At 64.3% G+C, this 24,939-nt stretch carries 26 protein-coding genes; 13 read left to right on the plus strand and 13 right to left on the minus strand.

The features are described 5' to 3' along the window. Positions 1 to 348 precede the first annotated feature (348 nt). The gene (locus GM910_RS19440; protein ID WP_159590276.1) at positions 349 to 1,092 is read left to right on the plus strand and encodes an SDR family NAD(P)-dependent oxidoreductase; all 744 of its coding nucleotides are present in this window, start codon (positions 349 to 351) and stop codon (positions 1,090 to 1,092) included. Here GM910_RS19440 and GM910_RS19445 read toward each other — a convergent pair. Then, positions 1,089 to 1,841 (minus strand): DUF3750 domain-containing protein, encoded by a 753-nt coding sequence (locus tag GM910_RS19445; RefSeq protein ID WP_246226228.1) that lies wholly within the window; start codon positions 1,839 to 1,841, stop codon positions 1,089 to 1,091. The genes GM910_RS19440 and GM910_RS19445 overlap by 4 nt on opposite strands. A gap of 69 nt (positions 1,842 to 1,910) precedes the next feature. On the opposite strand from GM910_RS19445, the gene GM910_RS19450 reads away from it, so the two are divergent. The 4 genes from GM910_RS19450 (at position 1,911) to GM910_RS19465 (ending at position 5,073) form a co-directional block, all read left to right on the plus strand. Beyond that, on the plus strand, positions 1,911 to 2,918 hold the full coding sequence (locus GM910_RS19450) for an asparaginase (RefSeq protein ID WP_159590278.1): 1,008 nt from the start codon (positions 1,911 to 1,913) through the stop codon (positions 2,916 to 2,918). A 74-nt stretch (positions 2,919 to 2,992) separates the two neighbouring features. Next, a complete protein-coding gene (locus GM910_RS19455; RefSeq protein ID WP_159590280.1) occupies positions 2,993 to 3,559 on the plus strand; it encodes an NUDIX hydrolase in 567 nt (188 codons plus the stop codon). An 80-nt stretch (positions 3,560 to 3,639) separates the two neighbouring features. After that, entirely contained in the window at positions 3,640 to 4,533 is an 894-nt protein-coding gene (ypfJ, locus tag GM910_RS19460; RefSeq protein ID WP_159590282.1) for a KPN_02809 family neutral zinc metallopeptidase, read from the plus strand. Between the two features lie 30 nt (positions 4,534 to 4,563). After that, complete coding sequence (locus GM910_RS19465; RefSeq protein ID WP_159590284.1) at positions 4,564 to 5,073, plus strand: DUF2937 family protein; 510 nt, start codon at positions 4,564 to 4,566, stop codon at positions 5,071 to 5,073. A gap of 4 nt (positions 5,074 to 5,077) precedes the next feature. Here the strand turns inward: GM910_RS19465 and carA are convergent, their stop codons facing one another. Continuing rightward, positions 5,078 to 6,280, minus strand: coding sequence for a glutamine-hydrolyzing carbamoyl-phosphate synthase small subunit (gene carA / locus GM910_RS19470; protein ID WP_159590286.1), 1,203 nt, complete (start codon positions 6,278 to 6,280; stop codon positions 5,078 to 5,080). 286 nt (positions 6,281 to 6,566) lie between these two features. Here carA and GM910_RS19475 point away from each other — a divergent pair, with 286 nt between their 5' ends. Beyond that, positions 6,567 to 7,016, plus strand: a complete 450-nt coding sequence (locus tag GM910_RS19475; protein WP_159590288.1) for a GatB/YqeY domain-containing protein — start codon at positions 6,567 to 6,569, stop codon at positions 7,014 to 7,016. Positions 7,017 to 7,045: 29 nt separating this feature from the next. Here the strand turns inward: GM910_RS19475 and GM910_RS19480 are convergent, their stop codons facing one another. Both GM910_RS19480 and GM910_RS19485 read right to left on the minus strand, forming a co-directional pair. Continuing rightward, positions 7,046 to 7,447 carry a type II toxin-antitoxin system death-on-curing family toxin gene (locus GM910_RS19480; RefSeq protein WP_159590290.1) on the minus strand — a complete coding sequence of 134 codons (402 nt, stop codon included), beginning with the start codon at positions 7,445 to 7,447 and terminating at the stop codon, positions 7,046 to 7,048. Further along, positions 7,444 to 7,665 (minus strand): AbrB/MazE/SpoVT family DNA-binding domain-containing protein, encoded by a 222-nt coding sequence (locus tag GM910_RS19485; RefSeq protein ID WP_159590292.1) that lies wholly within the window; start codon positions 7,663 to 7,665, stop codon positions 7,444 to 7,446. The genes GM910_RS19480 and GM910_RS19485 overlap by 4 nt, the downstream gene beginning before the upstream one ends. 138 nt (positions 7,666 to 7,803) lie before the next feature. Here GM910_RS19485 and dmeF point away from each other — a divergent pair, with 138 nt between their 5' ends. Beyond that, the gene (dmeF, locus tag GM910_RS19490) at positions 7,804 to 8,748 is read left to right on the plus strand and encodes a CDF family Co(II)/Ni(II) efflux transporter DmeF (protein ID WP_159590294.1); all 945 of its coding nucleotides are present in this window, start codon (positions 7,804 to 7,806) and stop codon (positions 8,746 to 8,748) included. Between the two features lie 16 nt (positions 8,749 to 8,764). Here the strand turns inward: dmeF and GM910_RS19495 are convergent, their stop codons facing one another. The 3 genes from GM910_RS19495 to GM910_RS19505 form a co-directional block, all read right to left on the minus strand. Next, positions 8,765 to 9,754 carry a magnesium transporter CorA family protein gene (locus GM910_RS19495; RefSeq protein WP_159590296.1) on the minus strand — a complete coding sequence of 330 codons (990 nt, stop codon included), beginning with the start codon at positions 9,752 to 9,754 and terminating at the stop codon, positions 8,765 to 8,767. A gap of 63 nt (positions 9,755 to 9,817) precedes the next feature. Beyond that, a complete protein-coding gene (gene scpA, locus GM910_RS19500) occupies positions 9,818 to 11,944 on the minus strand; it encodes a methylmalonyl-CoA mutase (protein WP_159590298.1) in 2,127 nt (708 codons plus the stop codon). Further along, positions 11,934 to 13,379: a methylmalonyl-CoA mutase family protein gene (locus tag GM910_RS19505; RefSeq protein ID WP_159590300.1), complete on the minus strand. Its 1,446-nt coding sequence runs from the start codon at positions 13,377 to 13,379 to the stop codon at positions 11,934 to 11,936. Before GM910_RS19505 ends, scpA begins: the two co-directional genes overlap by 11 nt. A gap of 221 nt (positions 13,380 to 13,600) precedes the next feature. Here GM910_RS19505 and GM910_RS19510 point away from each other — a divergent pair, with 221 nt between their 5' ends. Further along, complete coding sequence (locus GM910_RS19510) at positions 13,601 to 15,127, plus strand: helicase HerA-like C-terminal domain-containing protein (protein ID WP_159590302.1); 1,527 nt, start codon at positions 13,601 to 13,603, stop codon at positions 15,125 to 15,127. A gap of 43 nt (positions 15,128 to 15,170) precedes the next feature. On the opposite strand, the gene GM910_RS19515 is transcribed toward GM910_RS19510, so the two are convergent. Further along, a complete protein-coding gene (locus GM910_RS19515) occupies positions 15,171 to 15,935 on the minus strand; it encodes a L,D-transpeptidase (RefSeq protein WP_159590304.1) in 765 nt (254 codons plus the stop codon). Between the two features lie 194 nt (positions 15,936 to 16,129). Next, on the minus strand, positions 16,130 to 16,792 hold the full coding sequence (locus GM910_RS19520; RefSeq protein WP_159590306.1) for a haloacid dehalogenase type II: 663 nt from the start codon (positions 16,790 to 16,792) through the stop codon (positions 16,130 to 16,132). A gap of 151 nt (positions 16,793 to 16,943) precedes the next feature. Between GM910_RS19520 and GM910_RS19525 the strand changes: the two genes are divergently transcribed. The 4 genes from GM910_RS19525 to GM910_RS19540 all read left to right on the plus strand — a co-directional run bounded on the left by GM910_RS19525 (position 16,944) and on the right by GM910_RS19540 (position 20,092). After that, positions 16,944 to 17,822, plus strand: a complete 879-nt coding sequence (locus GM910_RS19525) for a branched-chain amino acid aminotransferase (RefSeq protein WP_159590308.1) — start codon at positions 16,944 to 16,946, stop codon at positions 17,820 to 17,822. A 102-nt stretch (positions 17,823 to 17,924) separates the two neighbouring features. Then, on the plus strand, positions 17,925 to 18,524 hold the full coding sequence (locus GM910_RS19530) for a superoxide dismutase (RefSeq protein WP_159590310.1): 600 nt from the start codon (positions 17,925 to 17,927) through the stop codon (positions 18,522 to 18,524). Positions 18,525 to 18,706: 182 nt separating this feature from the next. After that, positions 18,707 to 19,168 carry a c-type cytochrome gene (locus GM910_RS19535; protein WP_159590312.1) on the plus strand — a complete coding sequence of 154 codons (462 nt, stop codon included), beginning with the start codon at positions 18,707 to 18,709 and terminating at the stop codon, positions 19,166 to 19,168. Between the two features lie 6 nt (positions 19,169 to 19,174). Beyond that, positions 19,175 to 20,092 (plus strand): c-type cytochrome, encoded by a 918-nt coding sequence (locus GM910_RS19540; protein WP_159590314.1) that lies wholly within the window; start codon positions 19,175 to 19,177, stop codon positions 20,090 to 20,092. Between the two features lie 76 nt (positions 20,093 to 20,168). On the opposite strand, the gene GM910_RS19545 is transcribed toward GM910_RS19540, so the two are convergent. From GM910_RS19545 to GM910_RS19555, 3 genes are all read right to left on the minus strand, one after another. Then, a complete protein-coding gene (locus GM910_RS19545) occupies positions 20,169 to 22,277 on the minus strand; it encodes a S9 family peptidase (RefSeq protein ID WP_159590316.1) in 2,109 nt (702 codons plus the stop codon). A gap of 155 nt (positions 22,278 to 22,432) precedes the next feature. Beyond that, the gene (locus GM910_RS19550) at positions 22,433 to 23,251 is read right to left on the minus strand and encodes a DUF6456 domain-containing protein (protein WP_159590318.1); all 819 of its coding nucleotides are present in this window, start codon (positions 23,249 to 23,251) and stop codon (positions 22,433 to 22,435) included. Beyond that, positions 23,248 to 23,628 carry a helix-turn-helix domain-containing protein gene (locus GM910_RS19555; RefSeq protein WP_159590320.1) on the minus strand — a complete coding sequence of 127 codons (381 nt, stop codon included), beginning with the start codon at positions 23,626 to 23,628 and terminating at the stop codon, positions 23,248 to 23,250. The genes GM910_RS19550 and GM910_RS19555 overlap by 4 nt, the downstream gene beginning before the upstream one ends. A gap of 256 nt (positions 23,629 to 23,884) precedes the next feature. On the opposite strand from GM910_RS19555, the gene GM910_RS27385 reads away from it, so the two are divergent. After that, positions 23,885 to 24,283: a hypothetical protein gene (locus tag GM910_RS27385; protein WP_246226229.1), complete on the plus strand. Its 399-nt coding sequence runs from the start codon at positions 23,885 to 23,887 to the stop codon at positions 24,281 to 24,283. 4 nt (positions 24,284 to 24,287) lie between these two features. Here the strand turns inward: GM910_RS27385 and GM910_RS19565 are convergent, their stop codons facing one another. Next, on the minus strand, positions 24,288 to 24,707 hold the full coding sequence (locus GM910_RS19565; protein WP_201285552.1) for a Ros/MucR family transcriptional regulator: 420 nt from the start codon (positions 24,705 to 24,707) through the stop codon (positions 24,288 to 24,290). Between the last annotated feature and the right edge of the window lie 232 nt (positions 24,708 to 24,939).

Below are 24,939 nucleotides of genomic sequence, written 5' to 3' on the forward strand. Positions count from 1 at the left end.
AAAGCCTCTCAAGAATCCATCCAAACCTTCTTGGCAATAAAGAAAATACTGATATGCGATTCCCCTGCCCACAAGGGGGAGATTGGCTGTCGCGGATGGTTTCGCCAATCATCGATGTTGCAGACAAGGCGCCAGAGCAAGCGGCCAGCACAATCTCCCCCCTTGTGGGCCCCTTGTGGGGGAGATGTCCGGCAGGACAGAGGGGGGCGCGAAGGGGCACCGGCATTTCCGGCTATCCGTTCCGACCTCAGCCCCCGCGACCGCCTCCTCAGGATGTGCTATCAATGGGATGGCTAAGGAGTCGGCAATGGCGACAGCGGTACGGTTCTCCGCTGGGGGACGCACAGGATGAACCCGGCGGCCATCATCACCGGCGGCGCTTCAGGCGTCGGCCTTGCCGTGGCCGAGCGCCTTCTGGACGACGGCTGGTACGTCGCGGTGGTCGACAGCGACCGTTCGGCACTGGCCGAGGCGGAGGACCTTCTGGCGGGCGAGGAGGCGATCTTCCTTGCCGCCGATGTCACGGACGAGGATGAGGTCGCCGAGGCCTTCGACGCGGCTGTGGGCGCGCAGGGGCTTCTTGCCGCCCTTGTCAATTGTGCCGGCATACGGCGCGAGGCGCCGTTCGAGGAGACGAGCGCGGAGCTTTTCCGCCAGGTCCTCGACATTAACCTGGCGGGTGCCTTCATTGCCTCCCAGGCGGCACTCGCGCGCATGGGCGAGGGGCTTGTCATCGTCAACCTCACCTCCGTCAGCGGCCTGCGCGCCAATGGCGGCCATGCAGCCTATGGCGCCTCGAAGGCGGGCGTGAAGCTGATGAGCGAGGTGATGGCGCTGGAGCTTGCCGGCCGTGGCGTGCGTGTCAATTGCGTGGCAGCGGGCCTTGTGGAAGCGTCCACCGCCGCTTTCGACGAGGACATGGAGCGCCGCCGTGCCTGGCTGGAGGCGACACCGCAGCGCCGCGCCGCCGAGCCGCGCGACATCGCCGCGGCGGTGGCCTATCTGCTTTCGCCGGAGGCCGGCTTCATCACGGGCCACACATTGGTGGTGGACGGAGGATTCTCGGTCGCTGGATTGCCGCGTGACGGTTAAGCCGAGGCGGTGGCCCAGAGATCGATACGGCCGAAGCCGGGAAGCTTGATCGCCGGCTGCAGGAGGTCGAAGCCGGCAACGAGGCCCAGAAGGTTGAGCTCCAGCCCCGTATCCCGTCCGAGCGCCAGCCCGGCGTAGCCGCCGAGAAAGAGGCGGTAGTCCGTCCAGTCCGCATCGTGCTCGAAGACGAACAGGCCAGGCCGGTAGTCGCGGCCGATGGCGTTGGGCGGTATCGAGGCGCCGAGTTCAGGCACCTGGCTCGCCACATGGGCGACGAAGGAGTTGGAATTGGGCCCTGGCCAGATGACGTAGTCGCCTCTGTGGGAATAGGGATAGCTGTCGATGGCCGCACGCATGGCGGGGAACAGCCGTTCGGCATCGGCGCCGTGAAGCGCCTTCACCACATAGGGCGGGTTGGAATACCAGCGCCCGTCTGGCGAATAGGCGTTCCGGCGCACGGGCATACCCCAGCCGACCTTTTCATAGCGCTCGTAGTCTCCGCCTTCCGGCTTGAGCACGATCCAGGTGTGAACGGAGAGGGCGCCTTTCATGCCGCCGGTGCGGGCGGCGAGCACATAGATGGCCGCTTCCTCGCTTATCGAGGCCGGCGGCAGCATGCCGGTCGCGCTCCAGTCGGCGGCGCCCCAGGAGGAAGGCCGCTCCTCGAGCCACCACCAGCCGGCGAAAACGCCGGCCGGCAGGAGGAAGGCGGCAAAAATAAAACTGGCAAGATGCTTGATTTTCCGCACGGCGCCCGCTCTTTAACCCCAACCGCCGATGGTGCGGCAGTGATTGATCCCGGCAATATTGGTAAGAGCATGGCAAATCCGGTTCTGGTTGAGGCGCTGCGCGGCGGCGTGGTGGAAAGCAGGCATCGTGGCGCGGTGGCGGTGGTCGATGCCGACGGCGGGCAGGTTGTCGCCATTGGCGACGTGGAACGGCCCGTCTTCCCCCGCTCGGCGGTGAAAGCGATCCAGGCTCTGCCGCTTATCGAGAGCGGCACGGCCGGGGCCTATCGCTTCGGCAACCGCGAAATCGCGCTCGCCTCGGCTTCGCATTCCGGGGAGCCGGCGCATATCGAACTGGCGCGAGCGATGCTCGCGAGGGCCGGTCTCGACGATACGGCCTATGAATGCGGCGCCCACTGGCCGACGAACCACGAGACCACGCTCATGCTCGCCCGCACAGGCGGCGCGCCGACGCAACTCTACAACAATTGCTCCGGCAAGCATGCTGGCTTCCTGTGCACGTGTGCGCATAGTGGCATTGACCACCATGGCTATGTCGGCCACGACCATGCCGTTCAGGAGATGGTGCGCGAGGCGCTGGAAGCGGTGACCGGCGCTGCCCACGGCGTCGACGCCTGCGGCACGGACGGCTGCTCCATCCCCACCTATGCGGTGCCGCTGAAGAACCTCGCCCGCGGCTTCGCCCGCATGGCGACGGGCACTGGCCTTTCCAACACACGTGCCGCCGCTGCAAGGCGCATCTTCGCCGCCTGCATGGCCGAGCCCTTCTACGTCGCTGGCACGGGCCGCGCCGACACGGCGATGATGGAGGCGGGCAGGGGGCGTCTTTTCACCAAGGGAGGCGCGGAGGGCGTCTTCTGCGCCGCCATCCCTGAACGCGGCCTCGGCATCGCGCTCAAATGCGACGACGGCGCCGGGCGTGCCGCCGAAGTGATGGTCGCCGCGATGCTGCGCGACCTCCTTCCCGAGGGCGACCCGCTGCGCGCCGCTCTTGCGGCGATGGCGCGGCCGGCGCTGAGGAACTGGCGCGGCATCGAGGTCGGCGGCCTCAGGCCGGCGGGGGCTTTGGGCGGGTGAACCTGAGAGTGTTGGATGCCGCGCCCCTTCGAGCCTGTCTCGTCGGCGAGGGTGGGAATCGGCTATGAAGCGGCATGACCGCCACTCCCGATTTTCTCGCCCGCCTCGAAACACTCGTCTCCCGCTATCGCGCTGAAGTCGCCGCGCCGCATGAGCATCTGGCCGTGCTGCGCTGGCAGATTGCCGAGCGGCATGCGCTCGACGACCGCGCCACCATGCCGGGGCACGTGACCACCAGCGCCATCGTCGTCTCGCCCGATCATGCGCAGGTTCTCCTGATCGACCACATCGCCCTCGGCCGCTGGCTGCAGCCCGGCGGGCACTATGAGCCGGCGGAACGCTTCTACCGGTCGGCGGCGCGCGAGGCGGTGGAGGAGACCGGCGTCGCCGGCCTCGCGTTGCATGGCTGGCACCTGGATGGGGATCTGCCCTTCAACATCGACAGCCATGAGGTGCCGGGCAAGGCCGCGCGCGGCGAGGCACCGCACCTCCACCACGACCTGCAGTATCTTTTCACGGCCGACCCGCGCCTGCCGTTGAGAGCGCAGCGCGAGGAGGTCCATGCTGCCATGTGGAAGCCCGTCTCCGCTTTGCACGACATCGCGCCGAACGCGGCCGCCCGGCTTGAGCGGGTGAGGTAAACAACGGCCATGACTTCGTAAGCCGCTTCGGCTAACCTTCATCCCGTCGGGCGCGGGCGTGGAAATCGGGAGTAGTCTTCATGCGCTGGAGAGGGCGTCGCCAAAGCGCGAATGTCGAGGACCGACGAGGGCGGTCCGGCGCAAGTGCATTTCCTGGCGGTCGGATACGCCTGCCCATAGGGCGGGCGGGGCGTGGCGGCGGCCTGTCCCTGTCCTCCCTCATCATTCTCGTCGTCCTGTTTTTCGGCCTGCGCGCCTTGGGCATCGATCCGATGGAGATGCTGGCCGAAGGCCCCGGCGCGCCCAGTGGCGGGACCGTGGAGAGCAGTACCGCGAACGACGAGATGAGCCAGTTCGTGCGCGTGGTCCTTGCCGAGACGGAAGATGTCTGGACCGACCTCTTCGAGGCCGAAGGCAACAGCTACCCCGAACCCTCGCTGGTGCTTTTCGGAGGGCAGATCAGATCGGCCTGCGGCTTCGCTTCTTCCGCCAGCGGCCCGTTCTATTGCCCGGGCGACAAGAAGGTCTATCTCGACCTCAATTTCTTCAGCGAACTTGCCAACCGCTTCGGCGCGGCTGGCGATTTCGCCCGGGCCTATGTGGTGGCGCACGAGGTGGGCCACCATGTGCAGAACGTGATCGGCGTGCTGCCGCGCTTCAACCAGATGCGCCAGCGCATGAGCCAGGCCGAGGCCAACGCCATGTCCATCCGCGTCGAACTGCAGGCCGACTGCTTCGCCGGCGTCTGGGCGCATCACACGGCGCAAAAAGGTCTTCTGGAGGAGGGCGACATCGAGGCGGCGTTGAACGCGGCTAACCAGATCGGCGACGACACCTTGCAGCGGCGAACCCAGGGTTATGTGGTGCCGGAAAGCTTCAACCACGGTACGTCGGAACAGCGGCGGCGCTGGTTCGCGCGCGGGATCGAAAGCGGCCGGCCGACGGATTGCGATACGTTCAACGGACCCATTTGATCATCGATTGCTCCGAAGGGGGATTGCGGAATGATGAGAGTTGGAACGGTTCTGGCCCTCCTGGTCTCGCTCGCCGGTGGGGCGGCGACCTCGCAGGCGCCTGAACTAGCGCAGCAGTACCGTCAGCGGCTCCACGGGGCGCTGCAGGAGCTTGCCCAAGTCGTGGCGCGGTTCGAGGAGGATGCGGCCAGCCATGAGTTGCAGCGTGACGAGGCGCTGGCCGTCTACAGCGATGCCGAGGAGCCCTTCCTGCGCGATCGCGGCCTGTCCATGCGCCGGGTCATCGAGCGCTTCGAGCATCTGGAGCGGCAGGCTGTGCGCCTCGCCGAGTGGCCGCTCTCGCTGCGCCCCTTGGCGGTTTTGGTCAATCCTGATGGTGACGTGCTGAAGGGCGCCGTAGAGGACTTCGAGCCGGCGGTGCCGCTGACGGCGCATGGCATGATCTGGACAGTCTCCGGGCTGCTCGCCGGCTTCGGCCTCTACAAGACGCTGGCCTTCCCCTTCAGGCGCCGCCGGGCGGCGCGGGTGAGAGGACAATAGAACCCTAACGCTCGGCCAGCGCCGGCTCGCCCTTCTTCTCGCGGATCAGGTTGACGAAGCGGCGGAAGAGATAGTGTGAATCCTGCGGGCCGGGGGAGGCCTCCGGGTGGTGCTGGACCGAGAAGACGGGACGCCCGACGAGGCGGATGCCGCAATTGGAGCCGTCGAAGAGGGAAACGTGTGTTTCCTCGACGCCCTCGGGCAGGCTGTCGCTGTCGACCGCGAAGCCGTGGTTCATGGAGACGATCTCCACCTTGCCGGTGGTGAAATCCTTGACCGGATGATTGGCGCCATGGTGGCCCTGATGCATCTTGACGGTCCTGGCACCGAGCGCCAGAGCCAGCATCTGATGGCCGAGGCAGATGCCGAAGATGGGAACATCGCTCTTCAAAAGCTCGCGGATCATCGGCACGGCATATTCGCCCGTCGCCTCCGGATCGCCGGGCCCGTTGGACAGGAAGATGCCGTCCGGGTGCATGGCCAGGATGTCCTCGGCCGTGCTGGTGGCAGGCACCACCGTCACCTCGGCGCCGAGGCTTGAAAGCAGGCGCAGGATGTTGCGCTTGACGCCGTAGTCGACGGCGACGATATGCAGTGCGGTCTCACCGGTCGTACCAAAGCCCTCGCCCCAAACCCAGGGGGTCTCGCGCCAGGTGGAGGACTGGCCGGAGGTGACCTGCTTGGCGAGATCCAAGCCGACGAGCCCGCTCCAGGCCTTCGCCTCGGCCATGAGCGCCTCCACGTCGAACTTTCCGTCCGGTGCATGGGCGATGACCGCGTTGGCGGCGCCCTTCTCGCGCAGGAGCGCGGTCAGCGCCCGCGTATCCACCCCCGACAGGGCGACGATGCCGCGGCGCTTCAGCCATTCGTCGAGGTGTTCGGCCGAACGGTAGTTGGACGGTTCGGTGATGTCGGCACGGAAGATGGCGCCCACTGCGCCGGCGCGGGCAGCCGGCGTCAGGTCTTCGATGTCTTCGTGATTCGCGCCGACATTGCCGATATGTGGAAAGGTGAAGGTGACGATCTGGCCGGCGTAGGAGGGATCGGTGAGGATTTCCTGATAGCCGGTGAGCGCTGTGTTGAAGCACACCTCGCCCACGGCCGAGCCTACGGCACCGAGCCCGTATCCTTCGATCACCGTGCCGTCGGCCAAGACGAGCAGCGCCGTCGGCTTGGTCTCACCCCAGGGCGCGCTTGTCATTGCCATTTAGAATCTCCATCTACAGGGAGGCCTTGAAATATGTTCCGCCGTGCGCCATATCGCCCGGCGACATGCGAAGGGAGATGGCGTAAAGCCGCAGTCCCTTGCCAACACAGTTAATGTCCATGCAAGGCGCGGACGATAGACGAAGGCCAGCAAGCGGTCAATTACCGCTCGGGAATTGCTTGTGTCCGATTAACATAAGAATCCCAGCAACTTACAAGATAGCGAAACGGTTTGCGTCACAAGTCAGTCGGCGGTATGGTCGCCACTGCGACGGGAGATGAATGCCATGCGCGAGAAAATCGCCCAGGCGCTGAAAGACGCCGTTAAGGAACAGGACAAACGACGCATCTCGACGTTGCGTCTGATCCAGACGGCCATCAAGGATCGCGACATCGCCAATCGCGGAGCCGGCAAGGACCCGGTGAGCGACGAGGACATCATGGATATCCTCATCCGCATGGTGAAGCAGCGCAAGGAATCGGCCAAGGGCTTCGAGGAGGGAAACCGCCTCGAACTCGCCGAGCAGGAGCGCGAGGAAATCGGCATCATTGCCGAATTCCTGCCCCGGCTCCTTGGCGAGGACGACATGAAGAAGGCCTGTGCAGAAGTCGTCCACGAGGTGGGCGCCGACGGGCTGCGCGACATGCGCCGTTGCATGAACGCGCTCAAGGAGAAGTTCCCCGGCCGAATGGACCTCGGCAAGGCGAGCGGCATCGTCAAGAATATGCTGCAGTAGGGGGCGAGGTTCACCCCCCTCACTGCATCTCACTGACCTAGGTCGACACTCACGGCAGCTGCATAGTCGCGAAAGAAAGCCGCCGCGCCATCCGCGTCGACCTCGCCGGCGGCCAGCGACATGGCGAATGCGTAGACCGTGCCGTTATCAGCGGTCATGCGGTAGCCGTTCAGGAGCAGGAAGGTGCCTGCCGCGACGATTGCCGTGCGCTTGTTGCCGTCTACGAATGCATGGTTGCGGGCAAGGCCGAAAGCATAGGCCGCTGCCAGCGTGAAAACATCGGGTTCGCCGTAGGCAGCCTTATTCTCGGCACGCGCCGACGTTGATTCGAGGGCGTTGTCGTCTCTGATGCCGTGGGCGCCGCCATGGCGGCGCAATTGCTCTGCGTGCATAGCCTCCACCGCCAGCGGGGAGAGGAACTCCCAGCTCATTCGGCCAGCTTCTGCAACGCGACTTTGTACTGATCCATGATCTCGTGTGCGGCCTTCAACTGCCGCTCGAAAGCGTCATCGACCGGCTGAAGAGCCAGTCGCTCACCCTCCTCCACCACATTTAGCACATCGCCGGCTTTCAGATTGTGCCGGGCGAGCAGTTCCTTGGGCAGGATAACGCCCTCGGAATTGCCGATCTTTCGGATGGTAACGTTCATGGCCGGCTCCTTATGTTATAACGCAGGATATAACATCATGCGCTGCGCCGGCAAGGGTTGGCTTCCCCCATTCCCTGAAGCAAGATCGACGCGTCGTAGCGCGACCCAACTGATCGAGGTCGTCAGAAGGAACTTGAAATGAGCGATATCCCTCCTCGGCCATCCTCGGACCTGACGCACGACCATGTGTTTCTCGGTGACGATCACCGGCGCAACGAACGTCGGACGTGGCTCGTCATCGCGCTCACTGCCACCATGATGGTGGCCGAGATCGCCGCCGGGACCATCTACGGCTCCATGGCGCTGGTCGCGGACGGCTGGCACATGTCGACCCATGCCGGTGCCATGCTGATCACCGCGCTCGCCTACCTCTTCGCGCGGCGCAACGCGCGCAACCCGCGTTTCACCTTCGGCACCGGAAAGCTGGGCGACCTCGCGGGCTTTGCCAGCGCCATCGTGCTGGTGCTGATCGCGTTGCTCATCGGCTGGGAGAGCCTTCTGCGCCTTCTCAATCCCGTGAACATCAGCTTTCCGCAGGCCATTTCCGTGGCCGTGCTCGGCCTCATCGTCAACCTTGTCTCGGCCTGGCTACTCAGGGGGGGCCATTTCCATGATCATCACGCCCATGATCATCACGCCCATGATCACGGGCGGCACCGGGATCATAACCTGCGTGCGGCCTATCTGCATGTGCTGGCCGACGCTCTGACGTCTCTCCTTGCCATCGTCGCCTTGACGGCCGGAAGCATGTTCGGCTGGATCTGGCTCGATCCGATGATGGGTATTGTCGGAGCGCTCGTGATCGCCCGCTGGTCCTGGGGCTTGATTCGCGATGCGGGTGCCGTTCTGCTCGATTACATCCCGCCGGACGAAAACCTACCTGAGAAGATACGCGCCGCGATCGAGACGGACGGCGACCGGATCACCGATCTGCATGTCTGGCGGCTGGGGCCGGGCCATCACGGCGCCATCGTCTCGCTTGCCACGCGCGCGCCCAAGAGCCCTTCCCAGTATCGCAGCAAGCTCGCCCACATTCACCAGCTCTCCCATCTCACGATCGAGGTCGAACCTTTGCCGGCATGAGGGAGCGTTTGCGGCCTTACAGCCACCCTTTCCGGCGGAAATAGAACAGCGGCAGGATGGCCGACAGGACCATGATCCCCAGAGCCACCGGATAGCCCCAGGGCTCGTCGAGCTCCGGCATGAAATGGAAGTTCATTCCGTAGATGGAGGCGATCAGCGTCGGCGGCATCAGGCCGACGGCGGCGACGGAGAATATCTTGATGATCGCGTTCTGTTCCACCGAGATGAGCCCGACGACGGTGTCGAGCAGGAACGTGATCTTGTTCGACAGGAAGTCGACGTAGTTTTCCAGCGACTGCGTATCGCGCTCCAGCGACTTGATCCAGGTGCGCGTCTCCTTGCGTGGCTCGGCCTCCGCCGCCACCTGGACATAGGCGAGCAGCCGGCTGATGCCCGACAGGCTCTCACGCACCTTGGACAGAAAGGCGCCTTGGCTGCCGATCCGCGTCAGCAGGCGGCGGAACTCCTTGGTGCTCATTGGGCGTTCGGCGGCTTGCCTCTGCAAGATCGCCTGCGAGGCGGTCTCGATCTCCTCCGTCACGCCTTCCAGGATATCAGCCAGCCGATCGGTGGTCGCCTCGATGATGCCAAGCATGACCGAGCGGCCGCTGCACTTGGGGCCGAGGAGGCCGCTGCCGGGTTTGGTGGCGCGGCCGATATAGAAGTCAATCGCCTTGGGTTCGCTATAGCGTACCGTGACGAGCAGCCTGCCGGTGAGCACGAAGGAGACGGGGGCGATCTTCCGGTGCCCCATGTCGACCTTGTGGAGGATGGGCACGGTCAGATACTTCACGCCCCCTTCCGTATAGAAGCGGCTCGATTCCTCGATCTCGGCCATGTCTTCGGTGGTCGGGATGGCGGCCCCCGTCCAGGCTTCCACCGCCTTGTCTTCCTCGGCGGAAGGGTTGAGGAGATCGATCCACAGGGTGTCGGCGGGCAGGGCCTCGCCCGGCTTCGGGTCGACCCGGCGAAGATAGTCACCTTCGATGCAGAAGACCTGGATCATGGCGTTGTCTCCTCGAAAGACGCGCCGAGGCTGAATATCAGACCATTATCGCTGCTGAAAGTTTCAGAGACGTTCAAGGAGCGCATCGATCAGCCGTCCCGCCGCATCCGCGAGCACGGTGCCGGGCGGGAAGATTTCGGCCACCCCGGCTTGCCGCACGGCGTCGAGGTCGTCCGGCGGGATGACGCCGCCGGCGACGATCAGGATATCGTCGCGGCCGCGCTTTTGTAGCGCCTCTTTCATCTCGGGGATGAGAGTGAGGTGGCCGGCGGCCAGCGAGGAGACGCCGATCACGTGCACGTCCTCCTCGTCAGCGAGCTTCGCCACTTCTTCCGGCGTCTGGAACATGGCGCCCACCGTGACGTCGAAGCCCAGATCGCCGAAAGCCGTGGCAATGACCTTCTGGCCTCGATCGTGGCCGTCCTGACCGATCTTGGCGACAAGTATGCGGGGCGGCGCGCCGGCTTTCTCGCGGAAGGTGGTAACCTTCTCCTCGACCTCGGCGACGGCCTCGTTCTCGCCAATCTCCTTTCGGTAGACGCCGGAGATGGTGCGGATTTCCGCCACGTGGCGGCCGAAGACCTTCTCCAGCGCGTAGGAAATCTCGCCGACCGTCGCTTGGGCGCGTGCGGCGCGAATAGCGAATTCGAGCAGGTTCTGGCCCTGTTCGGCGGCCTTGGTGAGCGCACCGAGGGCGCTTTCCACGCCCGCCACGTCGCGCGTGCCCTTCAACTGCTGCAGCTTGGAAAGCTGGCGCGCACGCACCTCGGCGTTGTCGATCTTGAGAACGTCAACCTCGTGGTCGGTCCCAGGCCGGAACTGGTTGACGCCGATGACGGCCTGCTCGCCGGAATCGATCCGCGCCTGGGTGCGGGCGGCCGCTTCCTCAATGCGCAGCTTGGGCACGCCCTTCTCGATGGCCGCGGCCATGCCGCCGAGGCTTTCCACCTCCTCGATATGGGAAAGCGCGCGAGCGGCGAGGTCATGCGTCAGCCGCTCTACGAAGGCCGAGCCGCCCCACGGATCGACGATGCGCGTGGTGCCGGATTCGGCCTGCAGCACGAGCTGCGAGTTTCGCGCGATGCGGGCGGAATGGTCCGTCGGCAGCGCCAGCGCCTCGTCGAAGGAGTTGGTGTGGAGCGACTGCGTATGGCCCTGGGTGGCGGCCATCGCCTCCACCATCGTGCGGACGATGTTGTTGTAGGGGTCTTGCGCGGTGAGAGACCAGCCGGACGTCTGGCAGTGGGTGCGCAGCGACAGGGAGCGGGGATCCTTCGGTGTGAAATTCTTCTTGACGAGGGCTGCCCACAGCATCCGCGCCGCCCGCATCTTGGCCACTTCCATGAAGAAGTTCATGCCGATGGCCCAGAAGAAGGAGACGCGCGGGGCGAAGCAGTCGATGTCAAGGCCGGCACTGAGGCCGGCGCGGGCGTATTCGATGCCGTCGGCGATGGTGTAGGCCAGCTCCAGGTCCGCCGTCGCGCCGGCTTCTTGCATATGGTAGCCGGAGATGGAGATGGAGTTGAACTTCGGCATGTGCTGCGCCGTATAGGCGAAGATGTCCGAGATGATCCGCATCGAGGGCTTGGGCGGGTAGATATAGGTGTTGCGGACCATGAACTCCTTGAGGATGTCGTTCTGGATGGTGCCCGCGAGGTCCTTCTGGGCGACGCCCTGCTCCTCCGCCGCGACGATGTAGAGCGCCATGATCGGCAGCACGGCGCCGTTCATGGTCATCGACACCGTCATCTTGTCGAGCGGGATGCCGTCGAAGAGCTGACGCATGTCGAGGATGGAATCGATCGCCACGCCTGCCATACCGACATCGCCTGCCACGCGTGGATGGTCGCTGTCGTAGCCGCGATGGGTGGCAAGGTCGAAAGCGACGGAAAGGCCCTTTTGGCCAGCTGCGAGGTTGCGGCGGTAAAAGGCGTTCGATTCCTCCGCCGTTGAGAAGCCCGCATACTGGCGGATCGTCCACGGGTGGCGGACATACATGGTGGGGTAGGGGCCGCGGACGAATGGCGGCAGGCCAGGATAGGTGTCGAGGAAGGGCAGGTCCTTCAGGTCGTCCTCGCCATAGGCGCGGCGAATGGGGATGCCCTCCGGCGTGTCGCGGCGGCCTTGCGGCCACTCGCCACTCGCCTTCGCCGGTGGAGACCAGGCGAGGACGGAAAAGTCAGGAATCATCCGGTTCTCCAAGCCCCTCGTCGAGGCGCGAGGCGGGCAGGGGATCGCAGGCCACCGCCCCGTCGCGCGGCATGGGCTGCCGCTCGGCGGCAAGCGTGGCGACGGGGCGCTCCCGGTCCATCGTGTAGACCGTCGTGCCGATGATCTTATGCTCGCCCTCGCGAACCTTACCGAGCCGCTCCATGCGGGCGGCGGCGACGCGCTTCTGGATATGACCGGCGGCGAGGCTTCTGAGCACCCCGCCCTCGGCCTCGATGCGGCGGAACTCCTCCCACGCCTTCTCGCACAGCCCGGCCGTCATCGCTTCGATACCGCCGGAGCCGGCGGCCGGGTCGGCGACGAAATCAAGCTGGCATTCCTTTTCGAGGATAAGCTGCGTGTTGCGTGCCAGCCTTCGCGCGAAGGCGTCGGGCAGGCCGTGGGTGATGGTGTGCGGCACGACTGAGATGGAATCGGCACCGCCCGTGGCTGCCGCGAAAGCGGCGATGGTGGTGCGCAGAATGTTTGTCTCGGGGTCGCGTGCCGTCATCATGCGGTAGGAGGTCTCGGCGTGGATGGCGACCGGCATCGGATCGATGGCGCAGGCCTCCAGCATGCGCGCCCACAGTTTGCGTAGCGCTCTGATCTTGGCCATCGACAGAAACTGGTCCTGGTCGACGCTGAGCGCGAAGCCGATATGCGGGGCGGCATAGACCAGCGGTTGGCGCGCTTCCTCGAACATCCTCAAGTGCGAGACGGCGGAAGCCAGCATGATGCCAAGCTCCTGCGCCTCGGTTGCCCCGGCATTGTGGAAAACGCGCCCGTCCGCCTCGAGCAGGATGCCGGGCAGCGCCAGCGCAAAGAAGCCGGCCAGCGACTGCGGCATCGAAGCCTCCAGTGCCTCGATCGACATGCGCAGCCTTCCCGTGCCGGCGAAGAGCGAGGCCGGGTCGATACCGAAGGAGAGGCTGAGGCGGGCGGGATCTGCGCGTTTGTCGCGCAGCACCTGCACCAGCCAGTCGATGGAAGCGCGGCTGTTCGGATGCACGTCGATGCGCAGATGGACGTTCCTCAGAAGCACGTCGGCAAGCGCGGCGCGCAGCCCATCCGGACTTGCCGGCAGACCGTAGCCGAAGGCGTTGGGCGCGCCGGCAAAGATGAGGGAGAGGCCGGTAGCGCCCTGTGCCAGGTCCTCCTTCGCCTGGGCTGCGGCCCGTGCCGGGTCGGGGTCGTCCATGCGCTGGACGAGCGTCCAGGAGGCGCCCGGTTCGAGACGCGGCAAGGGACTTGCGCCGGCGGCGCGCTCGTAAAGCGGCTCGATGCCGATGCCGTCGTCGCTGCGATGGCTGAGAGAATTGTAGTCGGTGTCCTTGCCCAGCGAGCGGGCAACGAACTCCAGCCATTGCTTCCTGTCGACATCGGGAAATTCCGACTCTGTCAGGATCGTTCGATCCATCTTTGTCCCCTGTCCCTTCGTATCCGCGTGGCCATGTTCCGAGTTTAGGATGACGTTACTTTTGCCGCAATGCACCCTTCGGCCTGCAATCGCTTTTCTTGAACGTCGTAAATAGGGCGTGAGAAGGCCCCCTCAAGAACAGACATTGTGGCATCGGGCACCGCCGATTATACCTGACCGCAGATGCCGGCTGCGGCATGGGAAAGAAAAAAGGAGAGGGCATGAGCGGCGAAGATAGCATTTTTCTCGGCGCCAGTCGGCACAACGACGACAGCTATCAGCAGGCCGAGCAGCTCCTGCTGAAATACGCAAACCGGCACGGCCTCGTTACCGGCGCCACCGGCACCGGCAAGACCGTGTCGCTGCAGATCCTGGCCGAGGGCTTCTCCAATGCCGGCGTTCCTGTCTTCTGTGCCGACATCAAGGGCGATCTCTCCGGCATCGCCATGAAGGGCGAGGAGAAGGATTTTCTCTTGAAGCGCGCCGAGACGATCAAGCTGGAACCATATGAGTTCCGCGAGACGCCGGTCATCTTCTGGGATCTTTTCGGCGAGAGCGGCCATCCGATTCGCGCCACCATCTCCGAGATGGGCCCCCTGCTTCTGTCGCGGCTCATGAACCTGTCGGATGCGCAGGAGGGCGTCATGAACATCGCCTTCCGCATCGCCGACGAAGAGGGGCTGCTGCTGCTCGACCTCAAGGACCTGCAGGAGCTGCTCACCTATGTCGCCGAGCGGTCCGGCGAGATCGGCGCGCGCTACGGCAACGTGTCGAAGCAGTCCGTCGGCGCTATCCAGCGCTCGCTCCTGGTGCTCGAACAGCAGGGTGGGGAGCATTTCTTCGGCGAGCCGGCGCTTGAAATCGCCGACCTGATGCGCACCACCCGCGACGGGCGTGGCTATGTCAGTGTGCTTGCCGCCGACAAGCTGATGATGAATCCGCGGCTTTACGCCACATTCCTGCTGTGGCTCCTGTCGGAGCTGTTCGAGGAACTGCCCGAGGTGGGCGATCCGGACAAGCCGAAGCTCGTCTTCTTCTTCGACGAGGCGCACCTGCTTTTCGACGAGGCGCCGAAGGCACTGATCGATCGTGTCGAGCAGGTGGTCCGCCTCATCCGCTCAAAGGGCGTGGGCGTCTACTTCGTCACGCAGAACCCGCTCGACGTGCCCGACAGCGTTCTGGCGCAGCTCGGTAACCGCGTGCAGCACGCGCTGCGCGCCTACACCCCGCGCGAGCAGAAGGCGGTGAAGACAGCGGCCGACACTTTTCGTCCCAATCCGGACTTCGACTGTTTCGAGGCGATCACGAAGCTGGGCGTCGGCGAGGCGCTGGTCTCCACACTCGAGGCGAAGGCCGTCCCCTCGATGGTCCAGCGCACGCTCATCCGCCCGCCGTCCTCGCGCATGGGCACGATCACCGATGCCGAGCGCCAGGCGGTGATGGGCCAAAGCCCGGTCGCCGCGCAGTACGACAAGGAGGTCGATCGGGAGTCGGCCTTCGAGAAGCTGCAGAAGCGCACCGCCGAGAAAGCCATGGAAGAGGAGCAGCCGCCCAGGGAAACCGCGGAGGCGGGGGGATCGGGCTGGTCACTGCCGGGTTTTGGCGGCGACCGCTCGTCCGGCAGCAAGAGCTCCTATCGGCGCCAGTCGGTCACCGAAGCCGCCGTCAAGTCCATCGTCCGCTCGGTCGGTACGACACTGGGGCGCGAAATCATCCGTGGGGTTCTCGGGAGCTTGAGGAGGCGTTGAAACCCTCCCCCTTCGACAAGCTCAGGATGGGGAGGGATCGCTGCTACACCGCGTAGACCCCGTCGGTTACCAGGACCGGCGTTCCCTCCGGAACGCGGTCATAAAGGTCGATCACATCCTGGTTCATCATGCGCACGCAGCCCGATGACACGGACTTGCCGATCGTCCACCATTCCGGCGAACCGTGGATACGGTAGAGCGTGTCCTTGCCGCCCTCGTAGAGATAGAGCGCGCGGGCGCCGAGCGGGTTCATGATGCCGCCTTCCATACCGCCGTTCCATTCGCCGGTGGCCTTGTCGAACTCCGTGCGGTATTTCTCCAGCTCCGGCTGCCGCTCGATCATCTCCTCCGGCGGGTGCCACTTCGGCCACACCCGCTTTCTTTCGATGTCCGCCCGGCCTGCCCAGGCGAACCCGGCGCGCCCGAGGCCGACGCCGTAGCGCAGGGCCCGACCGCCGCCGCGCACGAGGTAGAGGAAGTGCTGCGCGGTGTCGACGACGATCGTGCCGGGCTGTTCGCCCGTCGGGTCGGCCACTTCCTGGCGATAGAGCCGCGGGTCCAGCTTCTCGATGGGGACGGGGGGAATCTCGTGACCGTCGTCCACCGTCGCGCCGTACATGGCGCGAAAATTGGAGACGCCGGGCGCCGGCGGCGGACGCAACGACGCCAGGCGGGCCGGCGCATACGCCGTCTGGGTGGAAGGCACCGAAACGCAGCCGGCGAGTGCCGCTGTGGCGGCGCTGGCCGCCGTGGCAGAAAGGAACCGGCGACGGGTCATGGTGGGGGAGGAGGGTTCAAAGGTGGACATCGGTCTCTTCTGTTCGGTCAAAAAAGTTTCATGCAATCCGGTGGGAACCTACGCAACGGCGAGAACGGCTGAGTCGGCTAAACGAGCAAGCATAAGCCTGTAATTCGGGCGGGATGGTGAATTTGGCAAGGGAGCGCCGCATTATCGACCCGGCCGCTTACGATTTGCAACGCGTTGATACAGGCCCGTCTCCATCAACTTGCCGTGATAAGGCCATCGAGAGAGGGCAGGATGAGCTCCGGTTGATGGTCAGCATATTCGTCCGGCTGTTGTGTGCGATTGATCCACACGGTGCGAAAACCGCAGCGGGTGGCACCGGCAATGTCCCAACGGTTCGATGACTGAAAGGAGACGGCGCTCGGATAAATACGCCACGACATGGTTACCAAGTCGTAAACGGCGGGGTCCGTCTTGAACTTGCGGGCGTCGTCGGCCGAGAAAATGTCGTCGAGAACGGTCTCCAGCGCCGCCGAGCGCACCGCCGCCTCGAGCATCGCCTTGGAGCCGTTGGACAGGATGGCCAGCCGTGCGCCCGTGGTCTTCAGCGCTCTGAGTACGCTCGGCACTTCCGGATAGCAGTCGAGATGCCAATAGGCCTCCAGGAGCTTATCCCTGAGGCCGGTGTCGGCCGAGGGGACCTTGCGGAAGGCGTAGTCGAGCGCCCGCTCGGTGAGCGTCCAGAAATCGACATGCTCTCCCATCAGCGTACCGACCCAGGAATACTCCAGCTGTTTGGCGCGCCATATCTCGGAAAGAAGCTGCCCCTCGGGGCCGATCTCGCCGGCGTGCTTGCGCACGGCTGCATGCACGTCGAATAGCGTGCCGTAAGCATCGAAAGCGAAAGCGGAAAAGCGCATGTCCAAACCTTTGGAAATAACCCCACTTGACCGCAAGTGCCGCCTGCGGTCAAGAACGGCTGGACCGACGCTTGGGTGGATGTGACAATTGACGGCGCCTTACCGGGCGCTATCCCTATCGCCCATGGAAAGAACAAGGAGGCGAAACGCCATGAATGCCCTGCCGGAGGCGCAATCCACCACCTGGACCTTCCTCGACGGAGACTGGCATGAGGGCAACGTGGCCATCGCCGGGCCGCGCACTCACGCCATGTGGCTGGGCTCGTCCGTCTTCGACGGCGCGCGCTGGTTCGAGAATGTGGCGCCGGACCTCGACCGCCATGCCGAGCGGGTGAACGCCTCGGCGCGCGTCATGGGCCTCGATGCGCTGAAGCCGGCGGAGGAGATCTTCGGGCTGACCTGGGAAGGACTGAAGAAGTTCGACGGCAAGACGGCCGTCTATATCCGACCCATGTACTGGGCCGAGCACGGCGGCTACATGAGCGTGCCGGCGGAACCTTCTTCCACGCGTTTCTGCCTATGCCTCTACGAAGCGCCGATGATCTCGCCGAAAGGCTTCTCCATCGGCGTCTCCCGTTTCCGCCGCCCGACGCTCGAGACCATGCCGACCAACGCCAAGGCGGGCTGCCTCTATCCGAACAACGGGCGGGCGATCCTCGATGCCAAGGCGCGCGGCTTCGACAATGCGCTGGTGCTCGATATGCTGGGCAACGTCGCCGAGACCGGCACGTCCAACATCTTCCTCGTCAAGGATGGCCAGGTCTTCACCCCGGCGCCGAACGGCACGTTTCTCTCCGGCATCACGCGCGCCCGCGTTATGACCCTGCTTGCCGATGCCGGCTCGCCGGTGGTTGAGAAGACTTTGAGCGTCCAGGACTTTCTCGACGCCGACGAAATCTTCTCCACCGGCAACCACTCGAAGGTCGTGCCGGTCACCCGCATCGAGGATCGGGAACTTCAGCCGGGCCCTGTGGCCAAGAAGGCGCGCGAGCTTTATTGGGAATGGGCGCATTCGACGCCTGCCGGCTGACCTGTTAGGAACGATCGGCGCGAGTCGGAGTTGTCAAAGCGCACACCCGACCCCATCTGCGAGTCGCAAGATTTTCAACTGCTGCTACGAGGGAGACCGAATATGGCCTTTGAACTGCCAGACCTGCCCTATGACTACGAGGCATTGCAGCCCTACATGTCGAGGGAGACGCTCGAGTTCCACCACGACAAGCACCACAAGGCCTATGTCGACACCGGCAACAAGCTGGCGGCGGAAGCCGGCATGGACAACCTGTCGGTGGAAGAGGTCGTCAAGCAGTCCTTCGGCAAACACCAGACCCTCTTCAACAATGCCGGCCAGCACTTCAACCACATCCATTTCTGGAAGTGGATGAAGAAAGGTGGCGGCGGCACCAGCCTGCCCGGCGCGCTTCAGAAGGCCGTCGATAGCGACCTTGGCGGCTACGACAAGTTCAAGGCCGACTTCATCAACGCCGGCGTCACCCAGTTCGGCTCCGGCTGGGCATGGCTTGCGGTGAAGGACGGCAAGCTTGAAATCATGAAGACGCCCAACGGCGAGAACCCGCTGGTCCACGGCGGCACGCCGATCCTCGGCGTCGATGTGTGGGAGCATTCCTACTACATCGACTACCGCAACGCGCGGCCGAAATATCTAGAGGCCTTCGTCGATAACCTCATCAACTGGGACTACGTCCTGGAGTGTTACGAGAAGGCGAGCTGAGCGCAAGGCGCCAGCGGAGCGTTTGCAAAACCCGGCCTTGGCGCCGGGTTTTCTTTTGCTGGAATTTGAGTGGCCTGATTCGTCGGCATCTCACGAAAGCGTGATCGAGGCGGGCCCACATTTGAGCCAATCCCGCGCAGCGGTCGGTATGGTTGCGATGGGGTAACCTTCGGAGATAGCTGATGAAACGATTCGTGGTTTACGCTTCGGCGCTTTGCGCCCTCTTCATTTCTGCCGCCGCCGTGACGGCTGCGGACGATCCCATCGCCGTCCGCAAGGCGCTGATGCAGTCGAATGCGGCCTCGGCGGCGACGTCGGGCGCCATGCTGAAGGGGGAGCTAGACTACAACCCGGCCGTCGCGAAGGCCGCGCTCGCCACTTTCAACGCAAGCGCGCAAGCCTATGGCGACTATTTCCCCGAGGGCTCGGAGACGGGCGATGACACCACGGCCGCGCCGGCGATCTGGGAAAATCCCGAAGGATTTCAGGAGGCGCTGGGTAAGTTTCAGGCGGACGTTGCTGCGGCGCTCGAGGCTTCCGGCAAGGACGGTCCGGCGGACCTTGCTGCCTTTCAGCAGACGGTCGGTCCGGTGCTTTCCAACTGCCGCAGCTGTCACGAGGATTTTCGCATCCAGAACGACTGACGATCCATGCTGCGCAAGCTGCTTTATGCCGTCGTCCCGATTCTGGTCGCGGGCGGCATGTTCTGGCTTGTCACGGAGGCGGAGCGGCTTGACGCGGCACCCCTTGCCGATCTGCAGCCGGGCGATCCTAAGCGCGGCGAGCGCATTTTCCAGATCGGCGGCTGCGCCTCCTGTCACGCACGCCGGGGCGCCGAGGGAGTGGCGGAGCTGGAGCTTGCCGGCGGTCTTGCGCTCGAGACCACCTTCGGCATTTTCGTGGCGCCGAACATATCGCCCGACCCGGAGCATGGCATCGGCGCCTGGGACGAGGCTGATTTCCTCAACGCCGTGATGCGCGGCGTCTCCCCTGAGGGCGAGCACTACTATCCGGCGTTTCCCTACACGTCCTATGCGCGCATGGAGCCGCAGGACGTGGCCGACCTCTTCGCCTACTTGAAGACGCTGCCGCCGGTCGCCGAGGATGCGGCGGGCCATACGCTTTCCTTCCCCTACACGCTGCGGCGCGGCCTCGGGCTGTGGAAGCGCCTTTACCTGCGCGAGGAACCGGTGATCACCTTTCCCGCCGGCGCGCCGGAAGAGGTGCTGCGCGGGCGCTATCTGGCGGAGGGGGCGGGGCACTGCGGCGAGTGCCACACCCCGCGCTCCTTCATCGGCGGCCTGAAGGATGATCGCTGGCTGGCGGGTGCGCCGGCACTGGAGAGGGAAGGGACCGTGCCCAACATCACGCCGAGCCAGGACGGCCTCGGCTCGTGGTCCCCTGCCGATATCGTCTACTACTTCGAAACCGGCTTCACACCCGACTTCGATTCCGTCGGCGGCGCCATGGCCGCCGTGCAGAAGAACCTGACGAAGCTGCCGGCGGAGGATCGGGAAGCGATTGCAGCGTATTTGAAGGCGGTACCGGAAGTGGGGAAGAGCAAATAATGAATAGTGGATAGTGGATAGTGGATAGTGGATAGTGGATAGTGGATAGTGTGCCGCGTCGGCGCCCGTTCCCTACTCACCTCATCTCACTCTTCCCCACCGCCTTCAGCATGAATGCATAGCTGAACGCCACCTCCTCCAGCCTTGAAAAACGGCCCGAGGCGCCGGCGTGGCCGGCGTCGAGGTTGATCTTCAGCATGATCGGATTGCCGCCCGTATTGTTGTCGCGCAGGCGCGCCACCCATTTCGCCGGCTCCCAATAGGTCACCCTCGGATCCGTGAGGCCGGCCAGCGCCAGGACGGCGGGGTAGGGCCGCTCGCGCACGTTGTCGTAGGGCGAATAGGCGGCGATCGTCCGGTAGTCTTCCTCGCTGGCGATGGGATTTCCCCATTCGGGCCATTCGGGCGGGGTGAGCGGCAGCGTGTCGTCGAGCATGGTCTCGAGGACATCGACGAAGGGCACGGCCGCCACGATGGCGCGAAAGTCCTGCGGGGCCATGTTGGCGACGGCGCCCATCAGCATGCCGCCGGCCGAGCCTCCTTCGGCGACGAGCCGGTCGTGACCGGCGTAGCCTACCGCCATCAGATGGCGGGCGCAGGCGATGAAGTCGGTGAAGGTGTTCGGCTTCTTCTCCCGCTTTCCCTCCTCGTACCAGCCATAGCCCTTGTCCTTGCCGCCGCGGACATGGGCGATGGCGTAGACGAAGCCACGGTCGACCAGTGACAGGCAGTTGGTGCGGAAAGCGGCGGGGATGGTGATGCCGTAGGCGCCGTAGCCGTAGAGCAGGCAGGGGGCGGTACCGTCGAGTTCGAGGCCGCGGCGGTGGACGAGGGAGATCGGCACGAGTTCGCCGTCGGGTGCCACCGCCATCAGGCGGCGCGTGACATAGTCCTCGGGATTGTGGCCGGAGGGCACTTCCTGTGTTTTCAGGAGAGTGCGCCGGCGCGTGCGCATGTCATAGTCGAATTCCTGCGCCGGTGTCGTCATCGAGGAATAGGTGAAGCGGAAGGTCTCCGTGTCGTATTCGAGGGAGCCGTCGAGGCCCAGCGAATAGGCCTCCTCGTCGAAGTCGATCACATGCTCGTCGCCGCTTTCCCGCTCGCGCACAACGATACGCGGCAGGCTGTCCTTGCGCTCCAGGCGAACGAGATAATGCCTGAAGGCAAGGATCGACAGGATCAGCCGCCCCGGCTCGTGCGCCACCACTTCGCGCCAGTTGGCACGCGACGGGTCGGCGGCAGGCGCTGTCATGATCTTGAAGTCCTTGGCGCCGTCGGCATTGGTCAGAATGAAGAATTCCTCGCCCGCCGGCTCCATGTCGTACTGCATGCCCATCTCGCGCGCCGCCACCACGCGTGGGGCGGCCCTCGGATCGTCCGCAGGCAGAATGCGGTACTCGGTTGTCTCGTGGTCATGGACGCTGATGAATATCCAGTCGTCGAGCCGGCTGCCGAAGACATTCATGAAGAAACCGGGATCGGCTTCCTCGTAGATGAGCTGGTCTTTCCCGGCATCTTCGCCCAATGCATGGAAGAAGACCTTGGAGGGACGGTGGTTGTCGTCGAGCCGCGTATAATAGAAGCCGCTGCCGTTGGCATTGAAGGTGCCGGAGCCGCTGGCATTTTCCACCCGGTCTTCAAGATCGCTCCTTAAGGAGAGGTTGCGGACCCTGAGCGTGTAGAACTCCGAGCCCTTTTCGTCCGCTCCCCACAGAAGGTGCTTGTGGTTGGGCGAATGGCCGATGCCGCCGATATGGAAATAGGCTTTGCCTTCAGCCTCCTTGTCGCCATCGAGCAACACCTCCTCCGCGCCGCCTTGGCGCGGCGTGCGGAAGAAGCGCGGATGCTCGCCGCCCTCCCGGTAGGCGCTGCCGTAGGCATAAGGGCCGTCCTTCATGGGAACGGAGGAATCGTCCTCCTTGATGCGGCCCCTCATCTCGGCAAAGAGCGTCTTCTGCAGCGCCTCCGTGCCGGCCATGAGCTGCTCGTGATAAGCATTCTCCGCCTCCAGGTGGGCGCGGATATCGGCAGCGAGCAGGGACGGGTCCTTCAGCACTTCCTGCCAGTTCTCGGCCCTGAGCCAGCCATAGTCGTCCGTGCGGGTGGTGCCGTGGCGGGTGTCCTGGTGTGGGCGCTTTTCCGGGCGGGGCGCCGGGAGAGAGGGGAAGGCGGCCTTCTGCGGCATGGTGGGCGGGATCCTTGTCGAAGGGGAGAATCTGAGAGGTGCCGAGTCGTATCGAAATGAACAGGGCCTTTGGCTTCGGTTCAAGGAGTAATCGCTATCGATGGTCGAAGTAAGGTGGGCTCGGTGGGGCTGCCGCCCGACACCGCAGATATCCCCTATCGCCCTATCCTTGGCCGATAGTCCTCCGCCCCCCAGTGCAGTACCGAGCGCCTGCGCGGGCGGGACTGTGGCTCGTAATGGCGGCTGAGGGCGGCAAGCGCGGTCTTCAGCACCACCTTGGCGGAGCGCACCGGCCAGCCGCGTTCAGCTTCCACGCGCTCCAGTCCCTTCAGGAAGCAGCAGACATCGACGAGCACGCCGGAGAGCTCCGGTCCCACCGCGACAAGCGCCTGGTCGACCCGCTGGCGCGCGGCAAGGGCGGCGTCCGTGAGGTCGGCGATGCCGTTATCGCCGCCGCGCCGGCCATCCGCCACCGCCGCACTCCAGTTGGCGCCAAGCCGCGGCATGATGCGACCGCGCGTATAGTCGGTGCGCAGGCGTTCGCCGGCACGGAACTCGTTGTCGTCGAGGAAAGGCGTGCCGTTCTTCGTCCGCCTTCGGGCCAGTTGCGCCAATGGGGATTCGGAGAAATCGACCTGGACCGTGCGTGCACCTGTCTCGGTCTGCAGCGTGCGGGTGCCGAGGTCCATGTGCTGGGCGCGAAAAGGCGCATCGCCCGCGTCCGTGCGTTTTGCGAGCGCCCGGCCCTCCGGTGAAAGGGCAAGCCCCGCGCCTTCCCTCCGCATCACGCCGTCGCGCACCAGCGCGGCCAGCGTTGCGGTGGCGGCCGATACCATGCCGCGCTCGCCGCCGTCGAGCAGGACCGTGCCCTCCTTGGCTGCAGCGCGCAGGACGGCAGGACCCGCGGCGAGGAAGCGTACAACACGCGCCCGTTCCTTGCGCGCCCGCGCCGAACCGATCTCCGCCCGCCTCAAGGAAGCACCTCCGTCTGCCGGAAGGCCGCCGCCGTAACGCGCTCGACCATGTGCACGATGCGGTCGAGATCCTCGTCGTCACGCATGTCCTCGACGAGGTGGCAGGCATGCTTGACAGTGGTGCGGTCGCGGCCGAAGCCCTGGCCGACCTCCGTCATCGTAAGCCCCAGCACCACGTGGGTCACATACATGCCGATCTGCCGCACCCGCGCCACGCTTTCAGTACTCCTGCCGGGCTGGCGCAGCTCGCGTCCGCTGACATTGAAAAGAGCAGCGACGATGTCCATCACGCATTCGCAGACGTCCATCACCCGCTCGTCGGTCACCGGGCTTAGCCTGCGTATATAGGCTTGGGCGAGCGCAGTCGGATCCTGCATTTCGTTTTCGTCCGGTATCGGGCTTGCGGCGGTCAAAGGCACGGAACGGATCCCTCCCACTGAAAAAAAGGAATAAATTCCTTATACCGTTGCCGGCTGTGAGCGTGAACAAAAAAGGAACAAAAATCGAAGCGTGTTAGCTTATCCTGTTGTTTAAACAGGGGATTTTATTTTATCGCAAAAAAAATACAGCGAATTTATCCCCGCGGCGCACATCCCTCGCACACTGGGGCTCCAACAGATGGAGGTTGTGCGCATGAGTGTGTTTCAGGAAGAAGCCAAGACATTCCGCCGGGCAAAGGAACTCCAGGTGGCGGAGGCGCGGCAATGCGCGGTATTCTTCCTCGCTTCGGGGATAGATCTGGCGGCGGCCCTAAAGTCCTCGGGAAAGGAAAGGACGGCGATCCTGGCACGGCTTACCCGGCTGATCGAGCGGGAGCGGCTGAAGGGCATGCGGCGGCACTGGGGTTATGACCTCAACCGCCACATCGCTCTCAAACAGGTCTATGACCGGTTGAGGGTGGGCGTCGCCGGGGCAAGGGAATTGGGGGCTGAAAGGAAACCTCCCCGGCGCCGCTTCAGCTCGGTGCGGGCTCAAAAAAGGCAAAAGCGGCACCCTGGGGCGCCGCCTTTCGAAAGCACTCAGCAGCGATGAAGCGCTACTTCTTCTTCGGCTTGCGCCCGAGGCCCATCTTCTTCGCCAGCTGCGAGCGGGCCACGGCATAGCTCGGCGCAACCATCGGATAGCTGGGGTCGAGGCCCCACTTCTCGCGATACTGCTCCGGCGTCAGGCTGTAGTGCGTCATAAGGTGGCGCTTCAACGACTTGAATTTCTTACCGTCTTCAAGGCAGATGATGTAATCGTCGTGCACCGAACGCTTCGGATTGACTGCCGGCTTCGGCTTCTCAGTCGGTGCCTGCTCGCTGGTACGGTTCACCTTGCCCAGCGCCGTATGAACGTCGGCAATCAGGTTCGACAGCTCCGAAACGGGAACAGGATTGTTGCTAACATAAGCAGCGACAACATCTGCCGTCAGTTCGATAAGCACTTCATCATTTTTTGTCTGTGGTTCGTCCATGTTCACTACCCTACCCCAATGTCATCAATGATCCGACACCGCGCCTTCTACATATGGCGGCATTCAAACACCCATTTACTTATTCTTATCAGTGCCAGCATACAAGCACAACGGGTTATTCACGCTTTGATATATCCCGTCAACTCACAATTTCTATCGGGCACCGGCATGCTCTATATTTGTTATACTTGCTTCCAGTTTTGATGAATTTCGGTTTGGCCGTTGCCATGGC

Source organism: Chelativorans xinjiangensis (genome assembly GCF_009812055.1).
In the GTDB taxonomy this organism is placed as follows: Bacteria; Pseudomonadota; Alphaproteobacteria; order Rhizobiales; family Rhizobiaceae; genus Chelativorans; species Chelativorans xinjiangense.